At 60.4% G+C, this 16,914-nt stretch carries 11 protein-coding genes; 5 read left to right on the forward strand and 6 right to left on the reverse strand.

Going from position 1 to position 16,914, the window contains the following annotated elements:
• Window positions 1-73: 73 nt before the first annotated feature.
• Window positions 74-1,354: a hypothetical protein gene (locus Pan189_RS18775; RefSeq protein WP_145365616.1), complete on the forward strand. Its 1,281-nt coding sequence runs from the start codon at window positions 74-76 to the stop codon at window positions 1,352-1,354.
• Window positions 1,355-1,625: 271 nt separating this feature from the next.
• Here Pan189_RS18775 and Pan189_RS18780 read toward each other — a convergent pair whose 3' ends face one another.
• The gene (locus Pan189_RS18780; RefSeq protein WP_145365617.1) at window positions 1,626-2,726 is read right to left on the reverse strand and encodes a 3-oxoacyl-ACP synthase III family protein; all 1,101 of its coding nucleotides are present in this window, start codon (window positions 2,724-2,726) and stop codon (window positions 1,626-1,628) included.
• A gap of 275 nt (window positions 2,727-3,001) precedes the next feature.
• On the opposite strand from Pan189_RS18780, the gene Pan189_RS18785 reads away from it, so the two are divergent.
• Window positions 3,002-3,394: a hypothetical protein gene (locus tag Pan189_RS18785; protein WP_145365618.1), complete on the forward strand. Its 393-nt coding sequence runs from the start codon at window positions 3,002-3,004 to the stop codon at window positions 3,392-3,394.
• A gap of 6 nt (window positions 3,395-3,400) precedes the next feature.
• Here Pan189_RS18785 and Pan189_RS18790 read toward each other — a convergent pair whose 3' ends face one another.
• From Pan189_RS18790 to secA, 4 genes are all read right to left on the reverse strand, one after another.
• A complete protein-coding gene (locus Pan189_RS18790; RefSeq protein ID WP_145365619.1) occupies window positions 3,401-4,276 on the reverse strand; it encodes a hypothetical protein in 876 nt (291 codons plus the stop codon).
• Window positions 4,277-4,422: 146 nt separating this feature from the next.
• Complete coding sequence (gene metK, locus Pan189_RS18795; RefSeq protein ID WP_145365620.1) at window positions 4,423-5,604, reverse strand: methionine adenosyltransferase; 1,182 nt, start codon at window positions 5,602-5,604, stop codon at window positions 4,423-4,425.
• Between the two features lie 251 nt (window positions 5,605-5,855).
• Window positions 5,856-7,430 carry a 3-deoxy-D-manno-octulosonic acid transferase gene (locus Pan189_RS18800; RefSeq protein WP_145365621.1) on the reverse strand — a complete coding sequence of 525 codons (1,575 nt, stop codon included), beginning with the start codon at window positions 7,428-7,430 and terminating at the stop codon, window positions 5,856-5,858.
• Window positions 7,431-7,553: 123 nt separating this feature from the next.
• Window positions 7,554-11,102 carry a preprotein translocase subunit SecA gene (gene secA / locus Pan189_RS18805; protein ID WP_145365622.1) on the reverse strand — a complete coding sequence of 1,183 codons (3,549 nt, stop codon included), beginning with the start codon at window positions 11,100-11,102 and terminating at the stop codon, window positions 7,554-7,556.
• 363 nt (window positions 11,103-11,465) lie between these two features.
• On the opposite strand from secA, the gene Pan189_RS18810 reads away from it, so the two are divergent.
• The 3 genes from Pan189_RS18810 to Pan189_RS18820 all read left to right on the forward strand — a co-directional run bounded on the left by Pan189_RS18810 (window position 11,466) and on the right by Pan189_RS18820 (window position 14,649).
• On the forward strand, window positions 11,466-12,947 hold the full coding sequence (locus Pan189_RS18810) for a sulfatase (RefSeq protein ID WP_145365623.1): 1,482 nt from the start codon (window positions 11,466-11,468) through the stop codon (window positions 12,945-12,947).
• A gap of 89 nt (window positions 12,948-13,036) precedes the next feature.
• Entirely contained in the window at window positions 13,037-13,993 is a 957-nt protein-coding gene (locus Pan189_RS18815) for a hypothetical protein (protein WP_145365624.1), read from the forward strand.
• 101 nt (window positions 13,994-14,094) lie between these two features.
• Window positions 14,095-14,649, forward strand: a complete 555-nt coding sequence (locus Pan189_RS18820) for an REP-associated tyrosine transposase (RefSeq protein WP_310820783.1) — start codon at window positions 14,095-14,097, stop codon at window positions 14,647-14,649.
• 200 nt (window positions 14,650-14,849) lie between these two features.
• Here Pan189_RS18820 and glgB read toward each other — a convergent pair whose 3' ends face one another.
• Entirely contained in the window at window positions 14,850-16,895 is a 2,046-nt protein-coding gene (glgB, locus tag Pan189_RS18825) for a 1,4-alpha-glucan branching protein GlgB (RefSeq protein ID WP_145365626.1), read from the reverse strand.
• Window positions 16,896-16,914: the final 19 nt, after the last annotated feature.

Here is a 16,914-nt window from a genome sequence, read left to right on the forward strand (position 1 = left end):
GGCGCTTCAATGTGGGGGAGATACGTGGTACAGAAGGCTCGCGATTCTGAAACTTCACCCCGATCCGCTGCCGATGAACCGTAAGAGCCAACGCCCCGTCGACTATCTCCGGCTGTTCCCCTGGCTACGGCTGTTTCGAGCCTTCGGGTTGGCACTCGACCCGAAGAAGATGTTCCTCGGCGGAGTATCGTTGCTGCTGATCGTTCTGGGGCATTGGGGGATCGGTGCCCTCCTCCTGACGCCGGCTCAGCAGGGTTCCGATTCGCTACGAGATCTCACTGGCGCGAGTCAGTTCCTTGAACAACCCAGAACGGCTTTTCCGATCTCTGGAGTGAATCACGGGGTTGTGCGGATGTTACGCGGTGGTCGAACGTCGGAGATTTCCGGCCCGCAAACACTTCGGCTGGCTTTTCCCTACCTGTCGCTGCTGAAACCGGCGGCGGTGGCCGCGCTTCCCGGTCAGACGGGGCGGCAAAGGACGGCGGCAATACTGGGACTTTGCTGGTCGGTCCTGATTTGGACGCTGTTCGGATCGATCTTATGCCGCATGACCGCTCTCGAATTCGCAGCCGGCGGGGGCGTCGGCATTTTCAGCGGCAGCGGTTTCGGATTACGAAAATGGTTTGCAAATATCAGCGCGATCATTTTGCCGATTAGCGGTCTTGTTCTCGCCGCGTTGTTCTGTGCGGCGATCGGATTGCTCGCCAGAATTCCGGCAGCGGGTCCGTGGATCGCGGCCGTGCTCTATGGATTAGCAATGCTGGCAGGCGGTTTCTCGCTGCTCATCCTGTACGGGTTACTGCCCGGATGGCCGCTGATGGTCGCCACGATCAGCGTTGAAGGCAGTGATGCCTTTGACGGGTTTAGCCGAACTTACAGCTATCTTCTTGCTCGGCCTTGGCTGGCGATTTGGTGCGTGCTGGTCGCGCTGCTCTTCGGAATCATTTCACTCACTGTCGTTGAGTTGGCCGGGTCGGCACTGCTGTGGGTGACCGATCGCTTCGTGCTTGTCGGCGGCGGTTCGGCCGCTGAGCCGCTACTCACCCGCCACGAACCGTTCTACCAAGCCACGGACGGCAGCCCGACGACGTCACATCCGGCGGCCGGCTTTTGGTCGGGGCTCGTGCAATTTTTCGTCGCCGGGTACGGCGTCGCCTACTTCTGGTCAGCGGCAACGCTGATTTACTTCATCCTTCGCCGATCTGATGACGGCACCTACTTCGACGAAGTCTTTGTCGAAGACGAACCCGAAGACGAGGGCCTGCCACTTTCCGGCATCGCGGCGACAGATGTCGCAATGCCGGAACGATCGCACCACCCGACGGTTGAACGACCGGATGACAGCAACGTGTAGGAAGAGGGCAGAGGGCATCGGCGATTCGGAACGGCCCGGAAGCTCCTTGGCATGCTTTATATTGCAGAGGGAAACTCGGTGATTGAGTCCCTTGCTTGCGCTGCGGGCTCGTGTTTGGACTTGCAACTGAAGCGCCGCCGCGACTGAAACCCCGCTCATCACACTTCTGTGTTCCCACCTCGCGAGGCGCGAGCATATCCCCCACAATTTGCTGCCGCAGGCCCGAAAGGGCCGAAGGCCCCTGCCGCAGGCACAAAAAGGGCCTGTGGCCTCACCAGCGGAAGATGCCGGTGTTCCAGGTGAGGCCGGCTCCGAATCCGGACATGAGCAGGAGGTCGCCCGGTTCGATGAGGCCGGAGCGATAGGCTTCGTCCATGGCCAGGGGGATCGACGCCGCGGAGGTATTGCCGTAGCGGTCGAGGTTGCTCCAAACCTTTTCGGGTGGCACGCCGAACGGGTCCATCGCCGCTTTGAGGATGCGGGCGTTAGCCTGATGGAGCAGGTAGAGGCTGATCTCGTGCGGCGACAGTTCGGACTTTTCGAGAACGAGGTCGATCGTCTCGGTGACGGCTCGGACCGCCCATTTGAAGACGTTGCGACCGTCCATTTGAAGGAAGTGTTCTCCCGCCGCGACGGTTTCGGCCGTTGAGGGCTTGCGCGTGCCGCCGGAGACCATTTCGAGCAGCGGTCCGCCACTGCCATCGGCCCCGGCTTGATAGCAGACGAGTCCCTGTTCGGGTCCGCCGCGGGAGACGAGGACCGCACCGGCTCCGTCGCCGAACAGGGGTGCGGTGCGCTGGTCTTTCGCGTCGACGATCCGGCTGTTGACGTCGCCACCGATGACGAGCGCGAGGCGACTGTTGCCTGTGGCAACGAATTGCGATGCGGTCATCAGGGCGTACATGAATCCGCTGCACGCGGCCTGTACGTCGAACGCAGGGGCATCGAGACCGAGCCGATCTTGCACGAGGCAGGCGGTCGACGGGCAGCCCGAGTCGGGCGTGAATGTTCCGACAACGCACAGGTCGATCTCATCAGCGGTCACACCCGCGGCTTCCATCGCCCGTTTGGCGGCCTCGTAGCAGAGGTCACTGGTGGCTTGGTGCGGAAAGGCATACCGGCGTTCGAGAATTCCGCTGCGTCGCTCGATCCAACCCGGCTCAAAACCGTAGGACTGTTCGAGCTCGTGGTTCGTCACGACACGGTCCGGAACGTACGAGCCGGTCCCGACGATGCGAATGCCGGTGAGGCGATTCGTTCGGTCCGACCGACGAAACGTCTGCTCCGCCGCGGGCGAACGCGACTTAACGGCAACCGCGGCCTCTTTCCCCGTGGGAGAAGCGGCCGGGTAATGCGGCGAGTTCTCTTGCATATCTTCCTTACATCGCCGGAAGCTGCTCACTGGGGAGCAAATCCGCCACGACGACGCGGTTTTCGTCTCGGTCGACAGTTCAAACGCGACCGACGAGCGGGACGCGTCTGCGATCAGGCACCTTCATTCACGGCGCAAATCGGGCGGAGTATAAGGATTCCAGAGAACCGCGACTACCTAAGTTGACACGGTTTTCGTGCAGTCGGGTCGAAAGATGGCCCCGACAACCGAATCATTCGGAAAGATGATGCCTGAATCAAGGACGCAGGGGCAACGTGAACCCGTCTGAACCACATCTGATTCGCTTGCACGGACCGTGGGAGGTCACGGCCGGTCTCGATAATTCTCCGCAGCGCGTGCGGCTGCCCGACTCAATCGAGGTGCCCCAAAACGCCAATGTTGCGGTCTCGAGCCTGCATTTCAGCCGGGCGTTTGGGCTGCCGACGAATATCGATGCGAAAAGCGTTCGCCTGATCGTCGAAGAGATTGGCGGGCCGGGAACCCTCGACTTGAACGGCGAATGGCTCGCAAATGCAGATGCCGGGGACGATATCGCGATCGACGTCACGCCGATGCTGCGGTCACGAAATCGTATGACGCTGCGAATTCAGATTGAGGGTTGCCAATCAATCACGCCGTTTCGCGCGGTCCGGCTCGAAATCACGTAAATCGGATTAGGCGACCTGTTCGTTCGTGGCTGTCCAATGCAGCATTGCCCTCAATTCGCCCGCAAGTTCTCCGCGACGACGGGTTTCAATCCTCGCCCCGAACGCGCGGCTGGATGATAATTTCGCCGTGACGGACTCCGATTCCGCGTCACAATCCAACTCGATGTGCGGTGCGGCCGGAAAAGCGGGTTGAAACGTGAGATGGATATATTGCACGCGCTCGCCCGGTTCGAACAGGACCACTTTCGAACCTCGCCCGCACAACGATCCGTCTGCCGATCGGCGCCACTCGGCTGTGCCGATCAGCGAGTGGTCGGTCTCGTCGAAGTCATCCCGCTCGTCCCCATATCCGGCTTCGACGGCGTCGCCATCGAGCGGCGATTGAGCGTCATCGCCCCCGGCGAGGGCCATCAGTCGCGACTCTAAATCTTGATCGACGTGCGAAGTCTTCTCGCTCGTTGCATCGCCATCATCACGTGCGACCGGCTCCAACGTTTTGGGGGAACGACGGCTCGCAGGCTGAATTGAAGCTTGGGGAATCGAGCCGAAGACATGGTCAACGACCCGCTTGCGATAGACGAAGCCTGCGGCTGCGGCCATGACCATCGCCGCCCCGCAACACCCGGCAGCCGAGACCGACCCGATAGCGGCCCCCAACAGCAAAGCCGAAAGCGTGGCAACACCCACACGCAACGCATCGATCGTTTTCGAACTCCGCTCACCGGTCGTCACGCCCGAGACCAGCCGCAGTGCGTGGGGAAGCGTCGCGATCAAAGCGGTCACCAACCCGCCGAGCAATAACGTCGATTCCGGCGCGGGTAGACGGGAATCGATCCCGCCGAGCAGAGCTCGGATCGTGATCGCCAAGACGGCCAGAATCATTGCAATCGCCGCCGTTACCGCGTGCAACCCGAGCAGCCGCCCGGCAAAATCAACAGGGGCACCCGGATCTGCATGAGATTCCGAGTGCCCCGAGTTGTCGTATCGCATTGTCATCGACGGGTCCGTCCGGCGATCGAATCAGGGTATCAGACGAGCGCCTCGGCCAGCGGTGCAGGCGCACCATCAAGGCCGGCGGCTTCTCGCAAGGCGGCGGCCTTGTTGGTCGCTTCCCAAGAGAATTCCGGCTCCGATCGGCCGAAGTGGCCGCCGCTGGCGGTCTTGCGGAAGATCGGCCGGCGCAGATCGAGCGTCTCGATGATGCCCTTGGGCGTCAGCTTGAAGTGCTCACGAACAAGTTCCGTCAGCTTGTCTTCAGAGACCTGAGCCGAGCCGTGCGTGTTGCAGTGAACGCTGACCGGATCGGCGACACCGATCGCGTAAGCGAGCTGCACTTCGCACTCTTTGGCGAGTCCGGCAGCGACGATGTTCTTCGCCACGTAGCGGGCCATGTAAGCCGCGGAGCGGTCGACCTTGGTCGAATCTTTGCCACTAAAAGCACCGCCGCCGTGACGGCCCCAGCCGCCGTAGGTGTCGACAATAATCTTCCGACCGGTCAGGCCCGCATCTCCGTGCGGACCGCCGATCACGAAGCGGCCGGTCGGGTTGATGTGATACTTGATCGCATCGCCAACGAACTGCTCCGGCAGCGACTTCTTGATCACGTCCTCGATCACGAATTCGCGAATCTCTTCGTTGGTCGCTGAGTCGGCGTGCTGCGTCGAAACGACCACGGCGTCGATTGCCTGCGGAACGTCGTTCTCGTCGTAACGAACGGTGACCTGACTTTTGCTGTCGGGCCGCAGCCAGTTGACTTCACCGGCAAAGCGGGCTTCGGCAAGGCGATTGATGATCCGATGCGACAGGGCGATCGGCAGCGGCATCAGTTCTTTGGTCTGCGTGCAGGCGTAGCCGAACATCAACCCCTGATCGCCGGCCCCTTCGCGATCAACACCCTGTGCGATGTCGCCGCTCTGGCTGTGCAGTTTGACGTCGACGGTGCAGCCGTCGGCGTCAAAGCCGATGTCATCGTGCGTGTAACCGATCGAGCGAACGACGTCGCGGGCGACCTGTTCGTAATCAACGTCCGCGTTCGCGGTGATCTCGCCGGCGAGGCAGAGAAAATCGGTCGTGCAAAGCGTTTCGCAGGCGACCCGGCTCATCGGGTCCTGAGCAAGCAGCGCATCGAGCACGCCGTCTGAAACCTGGTCCGACACCTTATCCGGGTGCCCCATGCTGACCGACTCGGAAGTAAACAAATAGTCGGACATACGTTCTCCTAAAATCTCAAAAAGCGAGCGTGTAACCATGACGCACCGTATCCGCGGCGCGCAGCGACTGCCGTAAGCGGCAGATTGTAGGGGGGACGAGTGTAGGCCACAACTGACTCTCAATCCCTCCCGAGCCAAGCGTACTCTCGGAACCGCCGATGCAGCCGCGACTGGAAAGGAGCGGACCGCGGAGTCGGTTTACATAATGCGAGGAGACGTTCACCCTGATCCGCTTACTGCCGTGCGCGGCTTCAGGCAGCCAAGCGTTGCTTGTTGATTGGACGAATCAAGTTGGTCACCAGCGTAACCGTTCGCTCCGTTGCTCCTCGGCCCTTCGCCACGACCTGGGCGGCTCGCTGCCCTCGCTCTGAGGCGGATTCGCGATCACAAAGCACCTCGGCAACCCGTTCGCGCAGTTCTGTTTCATCGGTCGCGAATTCGACCGCGTCGGCCATCTTCAGTTGCTCGACGACGTCGCGAAAGTTCTGCGTATTCGGGCCGAGGATCAACGGGACGCCGTAGGCGGCGGGTTCGATCATGTTCTGCCCGCCCCGCCCCGTCCCCGGCATGCTCCCGCCCACAAAGGCGATATCGGCCAACGCCCAACACGCCGAGAGTTCGCCCAACGTATCAAGCAACCTCACACAAGGCCCACTTCCACTAGCCCGACGCGCAAGCGAGGGATTCGCGGGGCAAGATTCAAGAACATCTTGCGACCCTTCGAGCGGAATCCCTTGCTTGCGCTGCGGGCTTGTGTTGGGGAGTGATGTCTCTTGCGGGGTGCCGGGGGCGTGTCGCCCCCGCAGGGATGAGTCCGCTTGCTCCTTGCACGGGTTTAATCCTGTCGCATCCCCATCATCGGCTGTCGCGGTTACGGGCGATGCAACGATTGGACGAGCCTCCAGATGCGGGGGCGACACGCCCCCGGCACCCGACTTCAGATTTGATCGACGTATCAAACCGAATCCTTTCGACGCGATCAGCGACGCCACTTCGTCGAAGCGTTCGCGATGGCGGGGGACGAGGATCAGTTTTAGATTAGGATACTCATCGAGCAGGTTGCGATAGGCACCCAGAATCATGCCCTCTTCGGGATCCTTCGTGCTGCCAGCGACCCAAACCGGTTCTTCCTTCACGAGATCAAAGACCTGCCGGAGCTCGTCGATCAACGGGTTCGAACGGTCGGGGGTGGCCCGGTCGAACTTGAGCGAACCGGTGACTTGGACCCGCTCTGCCAACACGCCCAATCGCCGGAAGTGCTCGGCATACTGCTCGGTCTGCGCCGCCACAAGAGAGAGCCGGCGCACGATCGGTTTGAGGATAAACCCGAGCCGTGAGTATCCGCGGAAGCTCTTCTCCCCCAGCCGGCCGTTGACGATTGCGACGGGGACTCCAGCGTCAGCCATGATCGAGATCAGGTTGGGCCACAGTTCCAATTCGGAGAGAATCAAAGCCGAGGGCCTGATCCGCAGCATCGCTTCATTAACCGCCCAAGAGAAATCGAGCGGGCAGAAGCAGACGGTATCATCGGGGAACTTCTCGACCGCGACGTCGCGACCGGTCGAGGTCGTCGTGGTGATCACAAATTCGACGTTGGGCCGCTCGCGCCGCAATCGCTCGACCAAGTCGGGCAGTAGCAACACTTCCCCCACGCTCACAGCGTGTATCCACAAGCAAGGCCGCTCACCCGATCGTACGGGAACACGGCCAAAGAGCTTTTCGCCCCAGCCGACGCGGTATTTCCCCTGCCGCACGGCGCGATACGCCAGCATCGGCGAGACAGCCAATAGGAGCGCCAAGTAAGCGAGATTAAATAGATAAGGCATCCTTGCCTCTTTTCGTCACACAAGCCCGACGCGCAAGCGAGGGACCTTGCTCTAGAGCTTCAATGTTTGATTGAAAGTCCTTGAGCGAAATCCCTTGCTTGCGCTGCGGGCTTGTTTACTTTTTCACGCAGCCCCGTGGCATTTCTTGTATTTCTTCCCGCTGCCGCAGGGGCATGGGTCGTTGCGGCCGACTTTTTCCATGCGATTGACGATCGGGTCAACCGTTTTGACTTCCTGTCCCGGCTCGAGCTGGCTGCCGCCCGATTCGGTGTATTGCTGTTGCGGCTGAGGTTCGGGGGCTGCCTCTTCAGCGTTCGCGTGAGAGACCTCCGTGATCTGCCAGAGATTGCCGACGAACTCCCGGCTTTCTTTTTCGAGCCGGAAGATGAAGCCGGTGACCTGTTCGTCGATCCGCTCCCACATCGCCTGAAAGGCCCGCCGACCTTCACGTTTGTATTCGACCTTCGGGTCTTTTTGGGCATAGCCGACCAGTCCGATGCCGGAGCGAACGTGGTCCATGTGATACAGGTGATCTTTCCACGCCGTATCGACCAGTTCCAACAGCAGTGACCGCTCCGCGTGGGCGAGTTCAGGGCGGTAGTACGCCTGATACTGCATCAGCAGCCGCTGGCGAGCGGCGTCTTTCGGCAGTGCGGCGACATCTTCGGGAGTGAGCGTCGCGTGAAATTCCTCGTTCGCCCAAGTGATGAGCTCACCCATTTGATCGGTCTTCGGCGTGTGCCCGTTGCCTTCATGCCCGCCGTAGGCGTCTTCCAGGAGCGAATCGATCCGTTCGCTGACCTCGCCGTTGGCGTAGAACTGTCGGCTGGCGTCCTGCAGCAAATTCTGTAACTGGTCGCGGCTTTTACCCTTAACCTGCTCGGCGTTGAACGACGCCTTGAAGCGGCCGTTGGCCCAGCGGACGAGTCCGTCGCGGTCGGACTGCTGTGACTGGGCGCTCTCCGGCACGAATCGCGTCATGCCGACGGCGACTGGGAACTGGACTTCTTTGTCGTGATACATCTCCCGCAACTTTGTGCGGACCGACTCGACGGCCTGTTCGGGCGAAAGTTCTTCGAACGACTTCGGATCCAACTGCATCGTGAAGTGCTGCGCGAGCCAGCCGCATAACTGCTGCTCGTTGAAGTCGGGCACCAGGAACTGCTGGAGGACTGAAAAGTCGTACCGCTCAATCGCCTGTGAGGAACGCTCGCGGAGGTAGCCGTGAATGTCGTCGCGGCCGACCTTCTTCAATTCACGATCGTTCGTATTGAGGCCGAAATGCACGTTGGCCCACTTTGAAAGGGCGAGCCAGTTCCAATCACGTTCTTCTTCCTCTTCGGGCAAATTCTCTTCGATCTGCTCGCCGATGTACTCGTCCGCCTGCGCGTTGCATTCGTCTTTCAGGAAGGTGACGAGTTCCTCGTACTCCAGCTCCTTGACCTGCTCCGATTCAAGGTCGAGGCGGTACTGCTGCGAGGCGAACGCGGCGAGCGACTCCCAGCGATAGCGCGGATTGAGGAAGTGCGGCACCAACTTCTCGACCTGCCGATCGATCATCTCGAGGATGATTTCGCGGCAATCGGCTCCGTCGAGGATTTTCTGGCGGAACGTATAGACCTGCTTGCGCTGGTCGTCCATCACCTCATCGTATTCGAGCAGGTGCTTCCGCTGGTCGAAGTGGCGTTCTTCGACTTTCTTCTGGGCCCCTTCAATTCGCCGCGTGACCATCCCGCTGATGATCGGCTCACCGTCCTGCAGACCGGCCCAACTGAGCACGCCCTGCACCCATTCTCCGGCGAACAGCCGCAGCAACTTGTCCTCGAGCGAGACGATAAACACGCTCGAGCCCGGGTCGCCCTGACGCCCGGCCCGCCCGCGAAGCTGATTGTCGATCCGGCGAGAGTCGTGCCGCTCGGTCCCGATGACGTGTAGACCTCCGAGGTCGGCGACCTGTCGGCCCTCTTTCTTCATCCCCTCGCGCTCGGCGATTTGCGCAGTCAGGTCGTCCCATTCCTGCTTGCTGACGTCGAGCCGGGTCTCGTACGTCTGCCGCAGTTCTTCCCAAGCCAGGTACTCGGGGTTACCCCCGAGAATGATGTCGGTACCGCGACCCGCCATGTTCGTGGCGATCGTGACGGCTGCCTTGCGGCCGGCCTGCGCAATCAACTCGGCTTCTTTTTCCTGCTGCTTGGCGTTCAGGACATTGTGCTTGATGCCCTTCTTGTTCAGCTTGCGGCTGACCAGTTCGCTCGACTCGATGCTCGTGGTACCAACGAGGACCGGGCGGCCTTTCTTGTGCTCTTCAATCGCGTCTTCGGCGACGGCGGCCCACTTTTCTTTTTCGGTCCGGAAAATCACATCCGGCATGTTGTTCCGCTGACTGGGCCGGTTCGTCGGGACGTTAATGACGTCGAGCTTGTAGATCTTCCAGAACTCGTCCGACTCGGTCATCGCCGTACCGGTCATGCCCGACAGCTTGTCGTACAGCTTGAAGAAGTTCTGCAACGTGATCGTGGCGAGCGTCTGGTTCTCCGGCTTGACCCGGACCCCTTCCTTCGCCTCGACCGCCTGGTGCAGGCCGTCGGACCACTGCCGGCCTTCCATCTTCCGACCGGTGTGCTCATCCACGATGATGATCTCATCGTGTTCGACGACGTATTCGACGTCCTTGCGGTACAGGTAATGGGCCTTGAGCGAGTTATCGATCAGGTGCGGCCATTCCATATTGCCCGCGGTGTAGAACGATTCGACGCCGGTCAGTTCTTCGGCCCGGCGGACCCCCGACTCGGTCAGGTGGCAGGTCCGCTCTTTCTCTTTGACCTCGAAGTCCTCATCCCGCTTGAGCTGCCGGGCGATGCGATCGGCCTTGGAATACTTCGTGATGTCATCGTGAGCCGGGCCCGAGATGATCAGCGGCGTCCGCGCCTCGTCGATCAGAATGTTGTCGATTTCGTCGACGATCGCGTAGGTCAGCGGCCCCTGAACTTGCAGTTCCTTCCGCGGCTTCATGTTGTCGCGGAGGTAATCGAAACCGAACTCGTTATTCGTTCCGTACGTGATGTCGCAGGCGTAGGCCCGCTGCCGCTCCTGCGCGTTCATCGGCGACTGGATCGCGTCGACCGTCATTCCCAGCCCGAGGAAGATCGGCCCCATCCACTCCATATCGCGTCGGGCAAGGTAATCGTTGACCGTCACCACGTGGACGTGCCCGGCCAGACCGTTGAGGAATGCCGGCGCGGTCGCGACGAGCGTCTTCCCTTCCCCGGTCGTCATTTCGGCGATCATGCCGCGGTGCAGGATGACGCCGCCGACCATCTGCACGTCGTACTGACGCATTCTCAGGTTGCGCCATGCCGATTCGCGGACGCGTGCGAAGGCTTCGGGCAACAGATCGTCGAGCGTCTCCCCGTTGGCGAGTCGCTCACGGAAGTCGGCCGTCGTGCGAAGCAACTCTTCGTCGGAGAGTTGCTTCACCGACTCTTCGAGGCCGTTGATCTGATCGACCAGCGATCCCGGAGTGATCTTATCCTTGCCCGTCTTTGGGTCGCGGACGAAGCCGAGATTCCGGACGCGATGCTCGTTCGACGAACCGAACATCTTCGTGATGCCACGCTCCACCTTCCCGGTGAAAGCGTTGAGGTAATCTCCGACGCGATCGAGAGCTTCCATCTCTGTCCTCAGACGGGCGGGTGGGCCCGATTATGCAAATACTCAACTGTGCAACGTGTGGCAGTCCGGGCAACGCAGACAAACTTTGACGGCAGCCGATTTGACAGGCACGGTACCACTCGGCGGATGGACCATACCCGCCGGGGGTCGGCCCTGCGAACCGCCCGTCGCCCTAAATCGTGAACTGCCAGTATGTTTTCTGTTTTCGGCCCACGGGTCAATGGCGTCCTTGGGGCGGCCGCACCCTTAATGGTCGCAAGAATGATGCCACACGCCATTTGTGCGCACCCGAATCGTGCCGCTAAGCTGACGCGTCCGATCGACCTTCCCTGAACTCTCCTCCGAACCCGAAGACGCTCAACCATGCCCGCTCGTTGGATTTGCGGCCTATTCGCCCTTCTTTGTGCGGCCTCGATTAGTTCCGCCGGCGACCGCCCGAACGTTCTGTACATCGTTTCAGACGACCTGAACTGCGACCTCGGCTGCTATGGCTCCGAAAAAGCGGCGACCCCCGAAATCGATAGGCTCGCCGAAAGCGGGCTCACTTTCACCAAAGCCTATTGCCAGTATCCGGTCTGCAATCCGTCACGCAATTCGTTCCTCAGCGGGATGCGACCCGACGAAATCGGGCTGCCGAAAAAGTGGACCGCCCTTCGCGAACTGGTTCCCGACGTCACCACGCTGCCGCAGCTCTTTCGCGAAAACGGCTACTTCACCGCTTCGGTCTCGAAAATCTTTCACATCAGCCAATGGGACCCGGTGAAGCCCACCAGCGGTTGGCGGCTCGGCGATGAAAAATCGTGGGATATTCGGCTCAACACGCAGCCGCAGCCCACAGGAAACGGTCGACCTCCCTTTCCCCGTGAAGGCCGGCGCATCACGTTGCCGAGTAATCGCAAAGGGGCGGGCAGCGGTGGGACGATCGACTTCGCGATGGAATCCTCCCAATCAAAGGAGGCCCAAGAAGACGGTCAGGCGGTGATCGAGGCGACGAAAATTCTTGACGACCGACCCGACAAGCCGTTCTTTCTCGCCGTCGGATTCCGTCGCCCGCACGCTCCGTTTGTCGCCACAAGTGCGGCGTTCAAACCACATCAACTCGGCGAAATCTCACTCCCGGAACTCGGTTCGCGCGACGATGTCCCGCCGTTCGCCTTTACCGTCTTCCCGCCGAACTACGATCAGCCGGAGCGCTGCCGCGAGTTCCGACAGGCCTATTTCGCCTGCGTGACGTTTCTCGACGAAGTCGTGGGAGACCTGCTCGACGCGATCGATGAACGCGGCCTGACCGAAGAGACGATCGTGGTCTTCTTCTCAGATCACGGCTTTCACCTCGGCGAGCACGGCCAGTGGCACAAGTTCACGCTGTTCGAAGAATCGGCCCGTGTGCCCTTAATTCTCCGCGTCCCCGGCCGGACCGAACCCGGTTCGCGCTGCGACCGCGTAGTCGAACTGGTCGACCTTTACCCCACGCTGCAGGAACTGTGCGGGCTGCCGGAGCCCAACCAGAAACTCGCCGGCCGGTCACTCGTTCTGCTCATTAAGAAACCCGGCCGGGAGCGGGACAATGTCGCGATCACGCAGGTCCGCCGTGGTTCTCGATCGGGTCGCCCGCCGGTGATGGGCTACAGCATTCGCACCGATCGCTATCGGCTGACCGAATGGTGGTCCGAAGAGGACATCCCCCGGCAAATGGGAGCCGAACTCTACGACCACCAAACTGACCCCGCAGAGGAGACCAACCTCCTCGCCCACTCGGGCAGTTCCGCAGCGCCTCCCGAAGTCGCGACCGACCTCAGTCGACGCCTGGCTGAGTATCGCATCAATCAGCGGGCAGCGAATTGAGCTATTGACGGCAAAAGTAGTCGCTTCGTCGCCCCGGCACCTGTACGCTCGCCGAGACTTTTTCTCGTCGACTCGTTCAGGACTTGGTCATGCCCACACGATTTGAACCCGCACTCGTCGGAGCGATCGCATTATTCACAGGTGCGATCGCCGTCGCGGATGAAGCGACCGACTTCGGCCGCTTCGAGGAAGTCCGCCGCTATAAAGCTGACGAAGCCACACAGGGCGTCGCCGTCGATGAGAAGCACTTCTACGCGATCGCCAACCGCCGCATCGGCAAATACGACCGCGAGACCGGCGAGCAGGTCGCGTCGTTCGATGCCGAAGAAGCCGACCTGCCGCTGCTGCACATGAACGGCGGGGTGTGCTTCCGCGGCTTGCTCTATGTCGCACATTCCAACTTCCCGCGGACGCCGGCCACGAGTTCAATCGAAGTTTTCGGTTGCCAGTCACTGCAGCACATTAAGTCACACAGTCTCGGCCGCACGGACGGATCGATGACCGTCTTTGATATTAAGCTCAGGTATTTCACGTCACCCGAAGGTTGGGGTCAATACGCGATCGAGGGGTTCGGCGTCTTCGCGCACTACTCCGAAAATCCGGCATGGACGGGCCACGGCACTCGACACACATATATCGCCAGTCGCGAGATATTCGCGCCTTTTCTTGACAACAAGAAACCCGTGCGGCTACCGCACTTGCGCCGGGAATTGCGACGCGCCACCTTGCCGAAGGCTGTTGAACGTTTTCAATCGAATTACATCTTCCCAGATGAAGTCCTCAAACGGTTCGAACCACACTCCTGCTCCGGCGGGAGTTGGGGGCCGGGCGGGAAGCACTTCTATTGCACCGGTCACGACCGCAAGGAAATCTATATCCTCACCCTCCCCAAAGCCGGCTCCGTCTTAAAACACGTTGCCACCCTCGACATCCCCTTCCCCGGCCAAGCCATCGCCTGGGACCGCTCTGAGGGGAATGAAAACCTACTGTGGGGAATTGACCGGCCGAAACGGGAGGTTGTGGTGGTCAAGTTGATCAAGCCTTAATAGACAAATTGAGTGCCGGGGGCGTGTCGCCCCCGCAGTGTAAGGTTCGCTAACATATTGCACCGCCACCCACTAAAATAACTTAACAACGTTCAAAGCAAGTGGCCTCGACTCGCCGATCCTATAATGACCCCGGCCATGCCCGCGAGTTGACATTTTCTTGCTACCAGCGGCTCCCTATGCTGAACAGCGAGCGGAGCCGTCAATGGCTGGGCAGTGCAATTGATCAAGCGAGAGATCGATTCCACTTTGAACTTTGGGCCTATGTGATAATGCCCGAACATGTGCACCTGCTGGTGTACCCACTGAATGCACGACACGGTATCGAAGTAATCCGTGCTGCGATTAAGCGGCCTGTCGCAAAGAACGCCGTCGATTGGCTGTCGGAGAACGACCCGGAGTGGCTCAATCGCATCACAGTCCGAAAGGGCATTCGCTCGGAACGCCGGTTCTGGCAGAAGGGTGCCGGCTACGACCGGAACGTCACTTCATCGAAAGCACTGCAAAACATCGTAAATTACATCCACATGAATCCGGTCCGCCGGGGGCACGTACAACGAGCTGTCGACTGGAAGTGGTCGAGCGCGTCGTTCGTGTCGGAGCAACGGCCGGGACCTATTGAGGTTGATCGCATACTGTCGGAGTGGTGGGATTAGTGTTCGATGGGACGAATAAATTCTCTGGAAATAAAGGGTATGAAATCGTGCAATAACTAAGCACATCGCACACTGCGGGGGCGACACGCCCCCGGCACCCTTCTTACGCAGGCCCAAACTTGTCAAAGCCGCCTCAAATAAAAAAGCCCACGCGTTGTGACGCGTGGGCTTTGGTCGTTTATAAAATAGCGACTGTGGCGCTACTCACTCAGCTTGCGTCGCCCCGTCGGGACGGCGGAGGCGGCGGCTTTGGGGGTTGGCTTGGCCGAGATCGGGCGGAAGGCCACGATCGACAGTGGCGGCAGCGTGACGGCGATCGAGTGCTCTCGCCCGTGGCAGGGGACTTCTTCACTATAGACGCCCCCCTGGTTGCCCAAATTGGAGCCGCCGTAGATTTTGGCGTCGCTGTTAAGAACTTCTTTATAGAAGCCCGAGACCGGCACGCCGACGCGGTAGTCGTGCCGCGGCACCGGTGTGAAGTTCAGGGCGACGATAATGTGCTCGACGCCGTCCGAACTGGTGCGGACGAACGCGTAGGTGCTGTTCTGAGCGTCGTCGGCTTGAATCCAACTGAAGCCGGTCGGATCGAAGTCGGCTTCGAACAGGGCGCGGTGCGTCTTATAGAAGTGGTTCAGGTCGCCGATGAACAGCCGCAGGCCGTCATGCTTCTCGTGCCCTAACAGGGCCCAGTCGAGTTCCGAGTCATGATTCCACTCGGTCCACTGGCCGAACTCGCAGCCCATGAAGAGCAGTTTCTTACCCGGCATCGTGTACTGATAGCCGTACATCATCCGCAGGTTGGCGAACTTCTGCCAATAGTCGCCGGGCATCTGCGAGAGCAGCGATTGCTTGCCGTGCACGACTTCATCGTGCGAGAGCGGCAGCATGAAGTTCTCGGTGAAGGCGTAGACCATGCGGAACGACAACTCGTTCTGATGGTGCGTCCGGTGGATCGGTTCGCGGCGGATGTAATGCAGGGTGTCGTTCATCCACCCCATGTCCCATTTGATGCTGAACCCGAGGCCGCCGTTGTAGACCGGGTGTGACACCCCACCCCACGACGTCGATTCCTCCGCGATCGTCAATACGCCGGGGAACTGCCCGTGCAGTTCGACGTTCATGTCTTTGAGGAACTGGAGCGCTTCGAGGTTTTCGCGTCCTCCGAACTGGTTGGGAATCCACTCGCCGTCTTCGCGCGAATAGTCGAGGTAGAGCATCGAGGCGACGGCATCCACGCGGAGCCCGTCGATGTGATACTTGTCGATCCAGAAACGGGCGCTTGAGAGCAGGAAATCGCGGACTTCGTTTCGCCCGTAATTGAAGATCAGGGTGTTCCAGTCGGGATGGAAGCCCTTGCGCGGGTCGGAATGCTCATACAGGCAGGTGCCGTCGAACCGGGCCAGCGAGTGCGCATCGGTCGGAAAGTGAGCCGGCACCCAATCCATGATCACGCCGATGCCGTTGCGGTGGCAATGATCGACGAAGTACATGAAGTCTTCGGGCGTGCCGAAGCGGCTCGTCGGCGCGAAGTACCCCGTGGCCTGATAGCCCCATGACCCGTCGAATGGATATTCGGTCATGGGCATCAGTTCGAGGTGGGTGAAGCCCATCTCGTGGCAGTAATCGACGAGTTGCTTGGCGAGTTCGCGGTAGTTGAAGTATTTCGACCCGTCTTCGGGACGTTTCCACGAAGCCAGATGCACCTCATAAACGGAGATCGGTCGCTCCAGCCAATTGGTGCTGGCGCGGCGGATCATCCAGTCGGAATCGGTCCACTCGTAGCTGTCGATATCCCAGGCAACGCTCGCGGTTGCGGGCGGGCGTTCGCTGTAGAACGCGAGGGGGTCGGCCTTTTCGAGCGTTTCGCCCGTCTGGGTGCGGATCGCGTACTTGTACGCATCCCCCTGCCCGAAACCTTCAATGAAGCCGGACCACACGCCCGAGTCGCTTCCCCACAGAACGTCCTGCCCCGGGGTCCACCCGTTGGCATTGTGGATGAGCGAGACCTCGACGGCATTCGGCGCCCAGACGGCGAACCGGGTGCCCTGTGTTCCGTTGTGTTCGGTGATATGCGCGCCAAGCCAATGATACATGGATGCGTTGCTTCCTCGGCGGAGTCGATCAAGTTCAGCGCGAAATCGCGCCAGCCGCGACGATGTCTCTTCCAGTGGCTTTGATTCTACCGTCCGCAACTGGCCACCGCGCCGCAACCGTGTCTCTCCTGATTGTGCCAAGGGGTGGGACATCCGCCAAATCTCCACGAAG

Source organism: Stratiformator vulcanicus, from assembly GCF_007744515.1.
In the GTDB taxonomy this organism is placed as follows: Bacteria; Planctomycetota; Planctomycetia; order Planctomycetales; family Planctomycetaceae; genus Stratiformator; species Stratiformator vulcanicus.